Source organism: Algoriphagus sp. UBA3586 (genome assembly GCF_002376385.1).
Classification (GTDB): domain Bacteria; phylum Bacteroidota; class Bacteroidia; order Cytophagales; family Cyclobacteriaceae; genus Algoriphagus; species Algoriphagus ornithinivorans.
In genome coordinates this window covers 127,422-142,593 of sequence record NZ_DFMT01000016.1, presented here as the reverse complement: position 1 = coordinate 142,593, position 15,172 = coordinate 127,422, and the positions used below count along the sequence as shown (strand labels likewise).

General features: G+C 39.1%; 15 protein-coding genes. 6 read left to right on the top strand and 9 right to left on the bottom strand.

Annotated elements, in window-relative coordinates; genetic code table 11:
* Nucleotides 1–2 precede the first annotated feature (2 nt).
* Nucleotides 3–1,001, top strand: coding sequence for a quinone oxidoreductase family protein (locus B2906_RS05185; protein ID WP_286935817.1), 999 nt, complete (start codon nt 3–5; stop codon nt 999–1,001).
* Here B2906_RS05185 and B2906_RS05180 read toward each other — a convergent pair.
* Together B2906_RS05180 and B2906_RS05175 are read right to left on the bottom strand one after the other, a co-directional pair.
* A complete protein-coding gene (locus B2906_RS05180) occupies nt 998–1,486 on the bottom strand; it encodes a hypothetical protein (protein ID WP_286935816.1) in 489 nt (162 codons plus the stop codon). The two genes, B2906_RS05185 and B2906_RS05180, sit on opposite strands and share 4 nt — an antisense overlap.
* A 128-nt stretch (nt 1,487–1,614) precedes the next feature.
* Nucleotides 1,615–1,956 carry a tetratricopeptide repeat protein gene (locus B2906_RS05175; RefSeq protein WP_144602326.1) on the bottom strand — a complete coding sequence of 114 codons (342 nt, stop codon included), beginning with the start codon at nt 1,954–1,956 and terminating at the stop codon, nt 1,615–1,617.
* Between the two features lie 74 nt (nt 1,957–2,030).
* Here B2906_RS05175 and B2906_RS05170 point away from each other — a divergent pair, with 74 nt between their 5' ends.
* The 4 genes from B2906_RS05170 to B2906_RS05155 all read left to right on the top strand — a co-directional run bounded on the left by B2906_RS05170 (nt 2,031) and on the right by B2906_RS05155 (nt 5,744).
* Nucleotides 2,031–2,768: an electron transfer flavoprotein subunit beta/FixA family protein gene (locus B2906_RS05170; protein ID WP_144602324.1), complete on the top strand. Its 738-nt coding sequence runs from the start codon at nt 2,031–2,033 to the stop codon at nt 2,766–2,768.
* Nucleotides 2,769–2,803: 35 nt separating this feature from the next.
* A complete protein-coding gene (locus tag B2906_RS05165) occupies nt 2,804–3,772 on the top strand; it encodes an electron transfer flavoprotein subunit alpha/FixB family protein (protein WP_219958953.1) in 969 nt (322 codons plus the stop codon).
* A gap of 6 nt (nt 3,773–3,778) precedes the next feature.
* Nucleotides 3,779–4,375 carry a bifunctional nuclease family protein gene (locus B2906_RS05160; protein ID WP_091650554.1) on the top strand — a complete coding sequence of 199 codons (597 nt, stop codon included), beginning with the start codon at nt 3,779–3,781 and terminating at the stop codon, nt 4,373–4,375.
* An 85-nt stretch (nt 4,376–4,460) separates the two neighbouring features.
* Nucleotides 4,461–5,744: a NupC/NupG family nucleoside CNT transporter gene (locus B2906_RS05155; protein ID WP_091650557.1), complete on the top strand. Its 1,284-nt coding sequence runs from the start codon at nt 4,461–4,463 to the stop codon at nt 5,742–5,744.
* Between the two features lie 269 nt (nt 5,745–6,013).
* On the opposite strand, the gene B2906_RS05150 is transcribed toward B2906_RS05155, so the two are convergent.
* Genes B2906_RS05150 through mnmA form a run of 3 tightly spaced genes read right to left on the bottom strand, consistent with a single transcriptional unit; the run spans nt 6,014 to nt 9,496 of the window.
* Nucleotides 6,014–7,486 carry a M28 family peptidase gene (locus B2906_RS05150; RefSeq protein ID WP_219958952.1) on the bottom strand — a complete coding sequence of 491 codons (1,473 nt, stop codon included), beginning with the start codon at nt 7,484–7,486 and terminating at the stop codon, nt 6,014–6,016.
* A gap of 58 nt (nt 7,487–7,544) precedes the next feature.
* Entirely contained in the window at nt 7,545–8,252 is a 708-nt protein-coding gene (locus B2906_RS05145) for a pseudouridine synthase (RefSeq protein WP_219958951.1), read from the bottom strand.
* 32 nt (nt 8,253–8,284) lie between these two features.
* Entirely contained in the window at nt 8,285–9,496 is a 1,212-nt protein-coding gene (gene mnmA, locus B2906_RS05140; RefSeq protein ID WP_219958950.1) for a tRNA 2-thiouridine(34) synthase MnmA, read from the bottom strand.
* Between the two features lie 222 nt (nt 9,497–9,718).
* On the opposite strand from mnmA, the gene B2906_RS05135 reads away from it, so the two are divergent.
* Nucleotides 9,719–11,098 carry an MATE family efflux transporter gene (locus B2906_RS05135; RefSeq protein WP_219958949.1) on the top strand — a complete coding sequence of 460 codons (1,380 nt, stop codon included), beginning with the start codon at nt 9,719–9,721 and terminating at the stop codon, nt 11,096–11,098.
* A gap of 42 nt (nt 11,099–11,140) precedes the next feature.
* Here the strand turns inward: B2906_RS05135 and B2906_RS05130 are convergent, their stop codons facing one another.
* The 4 genes from B2906_RS05130 to B2906_RS05115 form a co-directional block, all read right to left on the bottom strand.
* Complete coding sequence (locus tag B2906_RS05130; RefSeq protein ID WP_144605735.1) at nt 11,141–11,893, bottom strand: hypothetical protein; 753 nt, start codon at nt 11,891–11,893, stop codon at nt 11,141–11,143.
* Nucleotides 11,894–11,971: 78 nt separating this feature from the next.
* Nucleotides 11,972–12,643: a CAP domain-containing protein gene (locus tag B2906_RS05125; RefSeq protein WP_286935815.1), complete on the bottom strand. Its 672-nt coding sequence runs from the start codon at nt 12,641–12,643 to the stop codon at nt 11,972–11,974.
* Between the two features lie 87 nt (nt 12,644–12,730).
* Nucleotides 12,731–12,979 carry an acyl carrier protein gene (locus B2906_RS05120; RefSeq protein WP_144605737.1) on the bottom strand — a complete coding sequence of 83 codons (249 nt, stop codon included), beginning with the start codon at nt 12,977–12,979 and terminating at the stop codon, nt 12,731–12,733.
* Between the two features lie 322 nt (nt 12,980–13,301).
* Entirely contained in the window at nt 13,302–15,170 is a 1,869-nt protein-coding gene (locus tag B2906_RS05115) for a monovalent cation:proton antiporter-2 (CPA2) family protein (RefSeq protein WP_219958947.1), read from the bottom strand.
* Nucleotides 15,171–15,172 lie beyond the last annotated feature (2 nt).

The following is a 15,172-nucleotide window of genomic DNA, read 5'->3' as shown; positions in this document are numbered from 1 at the left end:
TAATGAAAGGAATTGTACTCAATAGAGAATTAGAGAATAAAATTGAATTAAAAAGTCTTAATTCCCTTAGTCCTAGACCAGGAGAGGTAAAAATCCAGATTAAGGCAGCTGCTTTGAATCATCGGGATGAATGGTGCAGACAAGGACTTTATCCTAATTTAAAAAACGGAGTAGTCTTAGGTTCTGACGGAGCCGGAGTTATTTCGGAATTGGGAGCTGGTGTTTCGGGTCTTGAAGTAGGGCAGGAGGTGATCATTAATCCCGCATTGAACTGGGGTCAAAATCAAAAAGTTCAATCCAAAGACTTTCAAATTTTGGGAATGCCCGGGAATGGAGCACTTGCCGAAGAATTGCTCGTACCGGCAGATAGAGTACATCTAAAGCCTTCTCACTTGACTTTTGAGTCAGCTGCGGCCTTGCCTTTGGCAGGATTAACAGCCTTTAGGGCATTGACTTATCAAGGGAACTGCCAACCTGGTGAAAAAGTGTTGATTACTGGTTTTGGAGGAGGCGTAGCACAGTTTGCGGCACAGTTTGCAATAGGTCTTCAAGCAGAGGTTCATGTGAGTAGTAGCAGTGAGGATAAGATTCAAAAAGCTTTGGGTTTAGGCGTAAAGGCAGGTTTCAATTACAAAAATGAAAACTGGACTGATCAGGCCTTAGAACAGGCTGGTGGATTTGATTTAATCATTGATGGTGCCGCTGGCGATAGTTTGAATGATCTGATTAAAGTGGCTAATCCTGGAGGGAGAATAGTTTTTTATGGTGCGACTTTGGGAAATCCCGGAAAACTGGAAGCCAGAAGGATTTTTTGGAATCAACTGAAAATCATGGGTAGTACCATGGGTTCAGATCAGGATTTTGAGCAAATGTTGGCATTTGTAAATGAAAAATCCATTGAACCAATTGTAGACCAAGTTTTCTCTTTTGAAAAAGCAGTCGAAGCTTTTGATCGGATGAAGGCCGGTAAGCAAATGGGAAAAATTGTGTTAAAGCCTTAAACCTCCTTGTAGGTCTCCAAGAACTCCTTTTGAGCAATTCTATAAAAGCCAGAATCATCACTGGAGAGAACTATGAAATCACCTATGAGGGCTTTCATAGTGTCTTGCCATGGAGTTTCAAATTCAAATTCAGAATCTATCCCTAAATCAGTTAAATGCTTGGTTTCGAGTTGGATAGCCTCTATTGGAAAATTGGACTGGTATACAGCCCAGCCCTTATCTAGGGCTTGTTTCATTTGATAACGCTTCTCAAATTTATCCCCTTTCATCAAGTAAACTTCTCCGGTGCTTGTTTGATTTTCAATCAATAAATCTCCTTTAGTTGCTTTGCATTTAATTTCAACTCCATCTGAAGTCTTTGTAATTACTTCTTGACCTGGTTCGGCTAATTTGGCTTTGACCAAACTTGTCTTTCGATATTTTTTTCCTGACTCTTTCAAGAAGGGAAAAAAGTAGTCGTATATTTTCTCATGAGAAACAGCCATTGTACCATCAGATTGCTTTGCATAAATATCTGATTGATAAGTTATTAATACAAATTTGGAAATATGATTTTAGTCAGTGTTGGTATGTTTTTTTAAATTTTAAAAAATCTTTCCCTGCTTCAAATTTTTTAAATCTCCTCATCCAAATCATTTTCGAACAAGAAATTTTGGTAAGCATTTTTTAGCTCTTTGATAGCCTTTTGATCCTGGAGGCTTGTTGCCAAATTTATACCTCCTTCAAAAGTTTTTTTAGCCTGATCTAGCATACCAAGCGAATCGAAAAGAAAAGCTGCTTGGTAATAGGTAGGTAAATAGTCTGGAAATTCTTGCAATAATTTTTCAAAAATCAATTTTGCTTCTTCTGGCTCATTTTCCTGAATCTCCAAGGCCAATGCATACCAATTGAAGGGATTTTTAGGTTCTTCGGAAATATATTGTTTTAAAAGGCTTTTCCTGTCTAAATAGGGCATGAATTGTTTTTTTAATTAAGGTCTGACTGTTATTTTCACGGCAAATAAATCTAAAATAATCTAATCCTAAACCAATGAAGATTCTTGTTTGTATCACTCATGTGCCGGATACGACTTCAAAGATTCAGTTTACTGCCGATAATACCAAGTTTGACACCACAGGAGTTCAGTTCATCATCGGACCCTATGATGACTATGCTTTAGCGCGAGCGGTTGAATTAAGAGATCAAACCGGAGGTAAGTTAACAGTATTGAATGTAGGGGAGGCTGAAACTGAGCCAACTTTGAGAAAGGCTTTGGCAATTGGTGCCGATGATGCCATTCGTGTCAATTCAAATCCAAAAGACTCCTTTTTTGTAGCCAAACAAATCGCTCATTATGCAAAAGAAGGTGGATATGACCTGATTTTGATGGGTAGAGAATCAATCGATTTCAATGGTGGAATGGTTCACGGTATGGTAGGAGAGCTTTTGGGAATGCCTTCTTTCTCTCCTGTCATGAAATTAGATGTGGAAGGAACCACTGTAAAAATGGCTAGAGAAATTGAGGGTGGGAAAGAAATGCTTGAAGCTCAATTGCCACTCATTGCAGGATGTCAGGAGCCAATTGCAGAATGGAAAATCCCTAATATGAGAGGAATCATGTCAGCGAGAACAAAACCATTGAATGTGGTGGATCCAGTGACTGAAGAAACTCAGGCCGAAACTCAAAAGTATCAATTACCACCTGCTAAAGGTGCTGTAAAATTGGTTGACAAAGACAATGTAGCCGAGTTGGTGAAATTGTTGAAAAACGATGCCAAGGTACTTTAAGTAATTATTTTTAACTTACATTAAATCAGTAAATTATGTCAGTATTAGTATATATAGAGCAGGCAGAAGGTAAAATCAAAAAAACTAGTCTTGAGGCTGTTTCATTTGCAAGTGCCTTAGCTGCTAAAACAGGAGAAGGGGAAGTAATCGCTGTGGCATTAGGTTCAGTCGATCAGGCTGAATTGGCTTCAGTGGGGAAAGCAGGTGCAACCAAAGTACTTCATGCATCGGATAGCAGATTGGATGCAGGGGTGATTCAGGCTCATGCTACTGCTGTGGCCCAGGCATTTGAGAAAACAGGGTCTAAAACCGTGGTTTTGGCGAAATCATCATTAGGAGACGCTGTTGCTGCCAGATTGGCCATTAAGGTCAATGCAGGATTAGTTTCTAATGTAGTAGAATTGCCAAATACAGATTCCGGTTATATAGTTAAAAGAAGTATTTATACAGGTAAGGCATTTGCTGAAACTAGCTTAACTACTGCAAACAAAATTTTAGCTATTAAGAAAAATGCCATTGACCTTAAAATTGATGGAGCAGATGCGGCTGTTGAATCTTTGGAAGTGAATATTCCGGATTCTGATTTTGGTTCCAAGATTACTGCTACTGAAAGAGCTACAGGTGAGGTATTACTTCCTGAAGCTGACATCGTAGTTTCCGGTGGAAGAGGAATGAAAGGTCCTGAAAACTGGGGTATGATTGAAGATTTAGCTAAAACGCTTGGTGCTGCTACAGGATGTTCTAAGCCAGTTTCTGATATTGGTTGGAGACCTCACCATGAGCACGTAGGGCAAACAGGAGTAAAAGTTGCACCTTCTTTATACGTTGCAATAGGAATTTCAGGAGCGATTCAACATCTTGCAGGAGTAAATTCCTCCAAGTGTATTGTAGTTATCAATAAAGATCCAGAAGCTCCTTTCTTTAAAGCTGCGGATTATGGGATAGTTGGAGATGCATTTGAGGTCGTTCCTAAATTAAACGAAGCACTTAAAGCAGAACTTTAAATTTTTGTGGAGAAACTCATAGAACTTGAGATTTTGGGCCTTTCGTCCAATCATTCCCAATCAGGCTCCTTTACCCTGGTCTTGGGAGAGGTAGGTGGTATAAGAAGGCTTCCTATCGTGATTGGTATGTTTGAAGCTCAGGCCATAGCCTTGGAAATTGAAAAAATCATTCCCAACAGGCCAATGACTCATGATCTTTTCAAGTCTTTTGCTCATGGTTTTAATTTTGACATTGATAGAATAGTCATAACAGACATGAAGGAAGGCGTATTTTATGCCAAAATTCAGTGTAAAAGTGACTTGATAGACGCCGAAATTGATGCCCGACCATCAGATGCCATTGCTATTGCTATTCGATTTGGAAGCCCTATTTACTGTAGTGAAAAGGCCATGTCTGAAGGCGCAGTGGAGCATTTTGAAGTTGAGGAAAAGGAAAGCAGTTCTCCGCAAAAAAAACCAACCCAAAAATTCACCTCCAAAAAAGAGCCTTCGTTGAAGGATTTTAGTTTGGATAAGTTGAATCAGATGCTAGAAAAAGCTATTAATAATGAAGATTATGAAAAAGCAGCCAGAATCAGGGATGAAATAAATAAAAGAAATTAAGCAAATTGAAAGTCCTGAGAAATCAGGACTTTTTTCTTGCCTCTGACTTACCTATTTTTAGCCCTTGATTTGATAATTAGATCGCATGGATTACATCAGAGGAGTCTTCGGACTATTGGTCATTGTATTGGTGGCCTTTATTTTTTCAAATAATAAGAAGAAAATAGACTGGAGGTTAGTCGGTATAGGTATCATCCTGCAGTTGATTTTTGGTTTTTTGATTACCAAAGTACCAATCGTTGCTAGTGGCTTTGCCTTGCTTTCGGAAGGTTTCGTAAAGTTTCTTAGTTTCTCGGAAGATGGGGCAAGATTCATTTTCGGTGATCTAGCAGGAGATAGCTTCGGGTTTATTTTTGCATTCAAAGTACTTCCTACCATCATATTCTTTTCTACTGTATCAGCAGGGCTTTATTATTTAGGAATTCTCCAAAAAATTGTATTCGGCATTGCTTGGGTGATGGCCCGCACTATGAGGCTTTCGGGTCCCGAGAGTCTGTCAGCTGCCGGAAATATTTTCCTGGGACAAACAGAGGCTCCATTACTAGTCAGACCTTTTATTCCTCATATGAGTAAATCTGAGCTAATGTGCTTGATGACAGGAGGTATGGCAACTATTGCCGGAGGGGTTTTGGCAGGTTATGTAGCCTTCTTAGGAGGAGATAGCTTAGAAGAGCAAAGTAAGTTTGCTGCTTATCTTTTAGGAGCAAGTATCATGAATGCGCCTGCAGCCATAGTGTTATCCAAGATCTTTATTCCTGAAACAGAAAAGGAGTTGGTTCAAGATAAATTGGAAGTGAATGAGGAAAGTATGGGAGTCAATTTGATAGATGCCATGTCTATTGGAGCATCGGAGGGATTAAAACTCGCTCTGAATGTAGGTGCCATGCTATTGGCTTTTATTGCCGTGATTGCAGCAGTCAACTATTTACTGACTGGATTACTTGGAGAATATACAGGTCTGAATTCCTTCGTGGCAAGCTCAACTGGTGGACAGTTTCAAGGGTTTTCTCTGGAATATATCTTTGGCCAGATCTTCCGGGTTTTTGCTTGGGTGATAGGTGTGGAATGGTCTGATACCTTGCAGGTGGGAAGTTTGCTTGGACAAAAAACAGTGATCAATGAATTCGTGGCTTATCTTTCTCTCTCAGAAATGAAGGAAATGGGTTCTCTTTCCTCTAAATCAATTGTCATTGCTACTTATGCCCTTTGTGGCTTTTCCAACTTTAGTTCAATAGCCATTCAATTGGGAGGTATTTCTATCATTGCTCCAAACCAGCAAGGAAATTTAAGCCGGTTAGGGTTGAAATCTCTAATGGCAGCTTCACTTGCATGTTTGATGACTGCCACAATCGCAGGCATGTTATTTTAAAATTAAACCCGGATTATGCATTAGAATCTGTAGTGAGAGGTCAAACCGCAATAAAATCAAGTATTTAGCGAATGAAGCATAGCACTGCTACGGTGATTGAGCTAAATACAGCAAAGCGATTGATTTTGAAGCGGTTTGGACTCGTAATAAGAAGTCTACTGCATATTTCGGGTTAAAAAGACTACTTCGTACGGGGACAAGAAAAAGCCCGAATTCAATTTGAATTCGGGCTTTTTTATGAATCAGTTTTTAAATCAATATCATTAGAATCAATTTCCGTAAAGATCTTTTCCCGCTTTTTCATATTTATCACCAGCCACCCAAACTGGCTTAGAAGAATCATTGGCAATTAGCTGTGCCGCCAAAATGTAGGACTTCCAATACTTGATGGCATAATCCAAATCAAAATTCTCCACATGATCTCCAGGCTTGTGATAGTACTTTTGAATTTCATCATCAAAGGCTTGAAAACCCAAAGAGAAGGTAGGAGCGGGGATACCCTTTCTGGCAAAGTTCACATTATCGGAACGGTCATAAAGTCCTTGCTCTGGAGCAGGATCAGGTATTGCTTTTAATCCAAATTCACTGACTGCTTTTGAAATTTGATCATCTCCTGTAGTTCTCCCTAGACCAATTACAGTGATGACTGAAGTATCATTATAACCTCCGTTGTCAATATTCAGATTGAAAATCACCTGATTAAGTGGGATTAATGGATTTTCTGCAAAATAAGCAGAACCGAGCAGGCCTTTTTCCTCAGCTGTCCAAAGGGCTAGGAGAATGGACCGTTTTGGAGGATTTTTTGCAAAGAATCTTGCGGCATTCATTACTGCTACGGTTCCAACAGCATTGTCTCTTGCTCCATTATAAATTGAATCACCTTCAGCATCAGGTCTTCCTACACCCACATGGTCATAATGTGCGGAAAGCAATACATATTCATTTTTTAATTGAGGATCTGTACCTTCAATCCAAGCTACAACATTTTTCCCGTCAATATTTTTATTGGTTTTACCAGATATCATCAAGTCAGCTTTAGAGATGCTCTGATCTGCCATAGCTGAACGAACTCCATTGTCCATGTCTTTTATCCAGATATAGGTGAGCTCAGAGCTTTCGCCTTGATCTACTCCCAGAGTTGGTCTATTTAGGAAATTGGAAACCAGTTGCCATGGTACGCTCGGTACATTAAATCTCTCAATTAAGGCAATTGCACCACTTTCTTGAGCTCTGGCAGTTTTTTCTCTACCCAAGGCGAATAAATCAGCAGGACCTAATCTATCAGGCGCGCCAACATTGGAAACTGCTATTTTTCCTTTTAAATCTTTTCCTTGAAAATCCTCTTCAAGACCAAAACCGACATCAACCAATTCATAGGATCCAGAAATGGACTTCCCGTCTAGGACCAATAAATCTTTACCTTGTTCAAATGTATTCTTGCCCAATTTGATCTGTCCGGTACTTGGAGGAGAAGACATTCTAAATGGAATATTCTGGAAATAGCCATTAGCCCCAGGGATCATTTTTGCTCCTGCTTTTTTAAGTTCTGAAGCAATGTAGTTATAGGCAAGTTCAATCTCCGGCCTTACAGGATCTCGCCCCATTAACTCATCTGAAGCTAAATACCTGAAATCCTCTAATGCAGATTGATTATTAAATGCTTTTTCAATAGCTACTTTTTGGGAAAAAAGAGGATTGGCCAGCAGTAATGCTAAACCAAATCCCAAGAGTTTTTTATTCATAGGGTGTAATTTTATTCTTCCAAAATAAGGGAAATCGGAGAAAAGATATCTGAGAATGCTACAATACTTGATCACTCAGATTCAAATCTTTCAAAATAGTTCGAAAGTGTACAGGTATTTCAGCTTTCAGAGTAATTTTTTCATTGCTGATTGGGTGATTGAACTCAAGCTTGTGTGCATGAAGCAATAAATTTTGAAGCCCAAACTGCTTTTCAAAAAAGCTGTTTTGTTTATTGTTTCCATGCTTTTTATCTCCTAAAATATAATGCCTTTTATGGGCTAGGTGCCTTCGTATCTGATGGGTTCTACCTGTTTCTGGTTTGGCTAAAAGTAAAGAATATCTACTGGTTGGATATCGTCCAGTAGTGTCATAAGGAATTTCCGAGCTATCTAAGACTTGAAAATGGGTTACAGCATCCTGAATCTTGCCTGATCTTTCGTTTTTCAAGCCTTGATCAACCGTAAAAGTCTTTTCAGCCGGAATACCTCTAACTATAGCGAGGTAAGATTTATGAACTGTCTTATTTTCAAATTGCTTTTTTAGCAAAGGCAATACTTCTTCTTTTTTTGAAAATAATAAGATGCCGCTGGTAGGTCGGTCCAGTCTATGGGCCGGATAAACTCTTTGACCGATTTGATCTCTTAAGATTTGTACTGCAAATTCTTTTTTCTCGGACGCGGCTAATGCCGTTCTATGAACCAAAAGCCCAGATAGTTTATTGATTGCGATGATGTCATCGTCCTCTAAAATTATTTCTAAATGCATAAAAAAAACCGGCTATAAAACCGGCCGTGAAGTTAGAAAATTGTACCTGAACCAATACATTCATCCGCATTGTACCAGGCAACAAATTGTCCTGAAGCTATCCCTTTCTGAGCTTGATCAAAAATGACATAAAGTCCTTTCTCTCTTCTTATCAAGGTTGCTTCTGTCAAAGGCTGTCTGTACCTGATCCTTGCTTGATATTTTGCTGATTGACCCGGGGTCAATACAAGATCTTCCCTAATCCAGTGAATATCCTTTTCTTTAACGAAAAGTGCATTTCTCAATAATCCTGGATGATCATCGCCTAATCCTGTATAGATATTATTCTCTTTAGTATCTGTGGCGATTACAAATAAGGGTTTGCCGGTTCCGCCTACTTGCAAGCCTTTTCTTTGCCCAACAGTGAAATAATGAGCTCCATTATGCTCTCCCAAGACTTTTCCCTGGTTAGCCTGATAGTGAACAGGAAGGGCTAAAGCATCCAATTCATCAGTATCTAAATCCTCCAATGTTACTCCTGCAGGAATTTTTAAACGATTGAATACCGCTAGATTATCAGGGATTTGAATGATTTTTCCTTTTTTGGGTTTCAATTGTTGCTGAAGAAATTCAGGAAGTCTCACTTTACCGATAAAGCATAAGCCTTGAGAGTCTTTCTTTTCGGCTGTGATAAGATCCAAATTTTTAGCGATGGCCCTAACTTCTGACTTTTGAAGATGTCCTATCGGGAATAATGCCTTTGCTAACTGCTCCTGAGAAAGCTGACAAAGAAAATAACTTTGATCTTTATTGGGATCTGCACCTGCCAATAGTTGATAAACAGGTTTTCCATCAACTTCAACACTTCCTTTTTGACAATAATGTCCAGTAGCAACGAAGTCTGCTTTCAGTTTTTGAGCTGCTTTTAAGAAAATGTCAAACTTGATCTCTCGGTTACAAAGGATGTCCGGATTGGGAGTTCGGCCTGCTTCGTATTCGGCAAACATGTAATCCACAATTCTTTCCCGATATTCTTCGCTGAGGTCAATGGCTTGAAATGGGATTCCTAACTTTTCAGCAACAAGCATTGCGTCTGTGGAATCTTCCATCCAAGGACATTCATTGGAGATGGTGACTGATTCATCGTGCCAGTTTTTCATAAACATGCCGATGACTTCATAACCCTGCTCTAGCAGCAGGTAGGCCGCCACTGAACTATCCACACCTCCGGATAAGCCGACGACTACTCTTGGTTTTTTATTCATAGCTGCATCAATTAATGGATTCAAGGTCCATTCGATTACAAGTGACAAATAAACTGATGCATTGAATGTTCAGTTCATTTTCAAACAAAAATACTTTGTTTTCTCCATAAAGAAGTGAAGTCTAAATTTTTGAAAATTCAATTGAAGATGTCCTAACATGAATCTGCTTTGAATTGAATCCTCTATTTTTGCTTTTCTTTCAATTTCTCGAGGCAAATTTCCATGAATTTTCAGTTGATCAAAGACGCAATTTTGGGTAAAGAGCAAGATTTTACCGTTTTGCCTCTCAAAACCGCAATAATGGTTCTAGCTATTCCGATGATATTGGAAATGATGATGGAGTCCTTGTTTGCGGTAGTGGATATCTTTTTTGTGGCCAAACTCGGTGAAAGTGCCATTGCAACAGTTGGATTGACTGAGTCTGTTATCGTTTTGGTTTATGCTGTTGGGTTTGGAATCAGCATGGCTGCCACAGCACTTATTTCACGGAGATTTGGAGAGAAGGAGTATGAAAAAGCAGGGGACGCAGCGTTTCAATTACTGGTTGTTGGAGTCATGATTTCTTTGATTTTGGGGATTCTGGGCTGGATCTTTGCCAAAGAAGTACTGATGCTCATGGGAGCTGAAGAAGAAGTCATTCGGACTGGAGCCAATTATGCCCGAATAATTTTTATCGGAAATAGTGCCATCATGCTTTTATTCTTGATCAATGGAGCTTTTCGTGGTGCTGGACAAGCTCACCATGCCATGAGATCTTTGTGGATTGCCAATGGTTTTAATATCATCCTGGATCCCTTATTTATTTTTGGAATTGGTTCATGGGATGGGTTAGGACTTGAAGGAGCTGCAATAGCGACCACTATGGGAAGAAGTTTTGGCGTGCTTTACCAATTATATCACCTCTTCAACGGGAAACACAGGCTACACATTCTTTCCAGAAATATTAAAATCAAATGGAAGACTATTCGAAAAATTCTGGATATCGCAGCAGGAGGGATGGGTCAATTTTTGATTGACTCAGTATCTTGGTTGGCTTTGACCAGGATGAATGCTGAATTTGGGTCAACGGCCTTGGCAGGGTATACCATAGCCATGAGAGTATTGATTTTTACCATCTTACCTGCATGGGGACTTTCCGGAGCAGCAGCTACTTTAGTAGGTCAAAATTTAGGTGCCAAAGAAATTGGAAGAGCTGAACAAGCAGTATGGTTGACAACTCGATATTGCGTAATATTTATGGCCTCAGTGACTGGAATCTATTTAATTTTTTCAAAGGAACTGGCAGGCCTTTTTACGGATATACCGGAAGTTCAAAGCATAGCAGCACAAGGCTTATGGGTGATTGTTCTGGGTTATGTGTTTTTTGCAGTTGGGATGGTATTAACTCAAGCTTTCAATGGAGCTGGTGACACCAAAACTCCCGCATATATCAATATTGGAGTGCTCTGGTTTTTGGAAATTCCCTTAGCCTGGTTCTTGGCTTTCCCGATGGGATTAGAATATTTGGGGATTTTTATTGCCATTGCATTCGCGCATTCCTTCCATGCTGTGGTTTCATGGTTTTTATTTAAAAAGGGGAATTGGAAAAAAGTGGCTGTTTAAAGACCTGCCGGGACTTATTGCCCCGACAGGTCTTTTGAGTACTTAATTTAAGGTAACAAACTTGCTGTCAACAGTTTCGTTGATGAAGTAGATTTTTTTACCTCCTATGGTTCTGCTTTCACTATTATAAGCAGCTACTTGAATGATTCCTTGGCCGGTGGTTTTCATGCCTGATAATTCTGAAGTGGAAAAGGTAATTGAAGTAGCCCTGCTTTCTTTGGTAACAACCTTACTGCCATCTGAAATCACCCAAAGTATGTTGTCAACTCCTGAAGGAACTGATTGGATGGAAAGTGTGACTGAGCTAGAGATACTAATTGTTTCGCTTTGATTACTCGCAAACTTTACCACCCCCGGCATTACCTTGGCGGTCGTGTGAGTAAAGCCATCAAAACCATTTGCTCCAGCCACTTTCCAGCCATTGGCTTGGCCTGAATTTATTCCCAAAGTGATATCTGTGAAATTATTGATATAAGTATTTCCGCTGATATTTTGAAGTTTGAAATCGTTCAACATGACCTCGCCAACATTCACCAAAGAGCTGCCTCCCGAAGTACTGTAAAAGTTAGCGGATGCAACATCCAATAAAATATCAGGCATACCAGGAACAGAGGGAGTGCCTGAAGGGGTATTGGATTTTGCTTTGATAGCTGCCATTACTCCGTCCGCATCACCCGGTTGAGGTACAGGATTGCTTTGCTGTTGTTCTAATGGATTTTCTGAGTCTCCGTCGCAGGAAGAAAAAAACGATAATCCTGCTACTAGGATGATAAAAGATAAGGCTTTGAATTTCATAGCTTGAAAGTTTAAATGTGTATTCAAAGCTCATTCTTTCCTAATATAAACGCCATACGACATTTGGCGTATCTATGCCTAGCGCCCGCTAAAGCATTGCACGTTCATGAAGTAAGGCATATTGTAAAAACTCCTTTCGGGATAAACCGCTGATCCTGCTGCCATGTATATAAATCCTGGATTTAAAATATTAGCTCGATGTCCGGGAGAGTCCATCCAAAGTTGCACAATAGCTTTGGCATAACTCAGGTAAGTATGATTGGGAATTACTTCTCTTTTGTTGGACATATATGTGAAGATTCCGGGACTTTGTGGCCGATTTACTTTTCTTCCATATTCATATTGGATAGCAGCCGTGCTACTGATATTCTCTGCAATTCCTGATGGATTTAATCCAACAATCTGAAATCTGTCCCTCAATGTCCGCTTATTTCTTATTTTACTAAAATGGCCATAGAAATTATACTTCACCATATCCGCTGCATGATCGGCAGAAAGTCTTTCTATTCTATCTGAGTAAATAAAAGGCTTCAAGCGATTTCTCTCCCTAAATTCATTGCTCACATAAAAAATAGCTGCATGTAATAAAGGGTAATCTATATCGGAAAGATTTAGCTCTTGATGAGCGGTTGATAGTTTGTAAAATGATTTCCAATCAAATTTTGAGTAATCTGCTGAGGACCAGCTTTGAGCGAAAGTAGAAATCAAGGAAAGGTAAAAGCAACAGGAGAGAAGAAAATATTTAGGCATGAATCAGAATACTTATCAGGGCTGATTTATTCACGATTAAAAAGTGGATTTAGTATAAATTGAAATAAAAAAACAGGCCGAAGCCTTTTAGTTTTCTTGTGGTATTTCCAAAAATAGCCGAATCAATTCTTTAGGAGTACATGCAGTTCTCAGTTTTTCTTCCTGAATGTAAACTTGAAGCTGATATTCCAATTCAAAAATCAACCCATTAATAAAAATGGGGTCCATGTTTAGCTTTTGAATGAAATGATCATTCTTTCTAGGGCCATGGAGACTGATGCCATAAGAATGAAATACCTCCGCAGCTTTTTTTAGAATTTTAAATTGTTGGTTCATTAGTTCTTATATGTAGATCTGAAAAATCTAAGAAATGATCGTCAGGCGATTTTCACACATGACGTAGCAACTTATTCATATGCTACTTCGAACGGTGAAAACTCAATAATCTTATTATTAGATCATTGTAATAAATCAATTTCGACTAGAAATAGTTTACTTTAAATTCAAAGCTTTAAATTTTTTTAAGAAAAGGACAAAAAAAAATGCTTCCTTATCAGACGATAGATAAATACTATGATTCGATCGTTATATATTTATAAAAGATTAAAAATCAATTAATTAGTAACTTTAATCTAGAAAATGATTTAATTTATTTTTATCATCTATTTTTCATCGGTTCGCTATCCCAGGCCTGATCATTCAAGGAGAATTTTTTGCTCAATTCGCCTGATAATAAAAGTTCCTGTTGCTCGATTTGCTTTTTTACTTTGGATATGTATTCTTCCCGGTCATTTTTATACTGGAATAATACTTTCAAGGCATCTTCATCGTATTTTCGGAATTGGCTTGCCAAGCGATGTATGGTATGAGCTCTAAACCCTAGCTTTTTTAAGACATCTTCACCCATTCGAATGGAAGTATCCAAATGCTCTCTATAGATATGTTCAACGCCCATTTCCATCATTTCATAAGCATCATTTCTGTTTTTAGCCCGAATCATGACTTCCAAATGAGGAAAATGTTCCTGACAAAGCTCCACCAACTTCCTGTTGGTTTCACTGGAATTAATCGCTGAAATCAGAATTTGCGCTTCTTCTGCACCTGCTGAATGAAGAAGATCTAGTCTTGTAGCATCTCCATAAAATACCTTAAAGCCCATTTTTCTCAACAAGTCCACTTGATCAGGATTAAAATCCAAAACAGTGGCTTCTATGCCATTTGCCCTAAGAAATCTTCCGAGTGTTGATCCGAAATGAGCAAATCCTACAAGGATGACCTTATTTTTTTCAGAGAAGGTATCGGCTTCCCGTTCATTTTTACTTTCTTTTTCCCGAAGCTTAGGAATGATTAATTTATCAATCACTAACATCACAATGGGCGTCAGGGTCATGGTCAATGCTGTAACCGCTATCAAAAAATCAGATGTAGAAGCTGCAAAAATCCCCAATTGCAAGGCAAATGCATAGGTTACGAAAGAAAACTCGGAAACTTGAGCCAATCCAAACGCAAAGCTGAGATTTTCAGGAATACTCAAACCTCTCACTTTTCCAATGACCAAAAGCACTAAAGCTTTCAACAGCATCACACCCAAAGTCAAGGAAATAATGACTGAGGCATTACTTGAAATCAATTCAAAATTGATAGTTGCTCCCACAGCCATAAAGAATAATCCCAATAGTAATCCTTTAAAAGGGTCTAAATCAGATTCTAATGCATGTTTATAAGGTGAATTGGCTAAGATTACACCTGCCAGGAATGTTCCGAGTGCAGGAGAAAGCCCTACTAACTCCATCAAAAATGCAATTCCCACAACAATGAGCAATGCAGATGCTGTAAATAATTCCCGAAGCTTGGTTTTGGATACCCAGTTTAGAATAGGGCCAAAGCCATATCTTCCCATCAGAATCACTAAACCTATAGCGGCAAAAATCATCAAGGTTTGAACCCAGCCCGGTTGATGTTCCAAGAATCCTCCATGCCCCGAGTCTGCGCTCTTTTCGGCTCCTGCCACTACCAATAAGGGCAATACGGCTAAAATTGGGATAACTGCAATGTCTTGCATGAGCAAAACACCAAAAGACATCCTCCCAGAATTACTGTCCATTTGATGTTTTTCTTTCAAAGACTGCAAAACAATAGCAGTGGATGAAAGTGCCATAGAAAGTCCAACTGCCAAACCAACACGCCAATTGACGCCAATCAGGATCGAGATTCCAAAAATTAGGGCCGCAGTGATTAATACTTGTGAAAGACCGACTTTTAGAATCAGGTCTTTCATTTTCCATAGGTTTTTGGGTTCCAACTCTAACCCAATCAAAAATAGCATCATCACTACCCCAAACTCGGTGGTATGCATGATGTCCTGACCTTGATTTCCATCTTCAATAAAGCCCAATAAGTAGGGGCCAATTAAAATCCCTGCGATCAGATAGCCCAAGACTGAGCCCATTCCCAATCTTTTAGCAATAGGAACGCAGATTATGGCAGCTACGATAAAAATGATAGCATTGATCAAAAATCCATTCATAG

Bases quoted from the DNA above. Each gene is read 5' to 3' on its own strand.
- B2906_RS05185 (WP_286935817.1), top strand. From the start codon at position 3: ATGAAAGGAATTGTACTCAATAGAGAATTAGAGAATAAAATTGAATTA.
- B2906_RS05180 (WP_286935816.1), bottom strand. From the start codon at position 1,486: ATGGCTGTTTCTCATGAGAAAATATACGACTACTTTTTTCCCTTCTTG.
- B2906_RS05175 (WP_144602326.1), bottom strand. From the start codon at position 1,956: ATGCCCTATTTAGACAGGAAAAGCCTTTTAAAACAATATATTTCCGAA.
- B2906_RS05170 (WP_144602324.1), top strand. From the start codon at position 2,031: ATGAAGATTCTTGTTTGTATCACTCATGTGCCGGATACGACTTCAAAG.
- B2906_RS05165 (WP_219958953.1), top strand. From the start codon at position 2,804: ATGTCAGTATTAGTATATATAGAGCAGGCAGAAGGTAAAATCAAAAAA.
- B2906_RS05155 (WP_091650557.1), top strand. From the start codon at position 4,461: ATGGATTACATCAGAGGAGTCTTCGGACTATTGGTCATTGTATTGGTG.
- B2906_RS05150 (WP_219958952.1), bottom strand. From the start codon at position 7,486: ATGAATAAAAAACTCTTGGGATTTGGTTTAGCATTACTGCTGGCCAAT.
- B2906_RS05145 (WP_219958951.1), bottom strand. From the start codon at position 8,252: ATGCATTTAGAAATAATTTTAGAGGACGATGACATCATCGCAATCAAT.
- mnmA (WP_219958950.1), bottom strand. From the start codon at position 9,496: ATGAATAAAAAACCAAGAGTAGTCGTCGGCTTATCCGGAGGTGTGGAT.
- B2906_RS05135 (WP_219958949.1), top strand. From the start codon at position 9,719: ATGAATTTTCAGTTGATCAAAGACGCAATTTTGGGTAAAGAGCAAGAT.
- B2906_RS05130 (WP_144605735.1), bottom strand. From the start codon at position 11,893: ATGAAATTCAAAGCCTTATCTTTTATCATCCTAGTAGCAGGATTATCG.
- B2906_RS05125 (WP_286935815.1), bottom strand. From the start codon at position 12,643: ATGCCTAAATATTTTCTTCTCTCCTGTTGCTTTTACCTTTCCTTGATT.
- B2906_RS05120 (WP_144605737.1), bottom strand. From the start codon at position 12,979: ATGAACCAACAATTTAAAATTCTAAAAAAAGCTGCGGAGGTATTTCAT.
- B2906_RS05115 (WP_219958947.1), bottom strand. From the start codon at position 15,170: ATGAATGGATTTTTGATCAATGCTATCATTTTTATCGTAGCTGCCATA.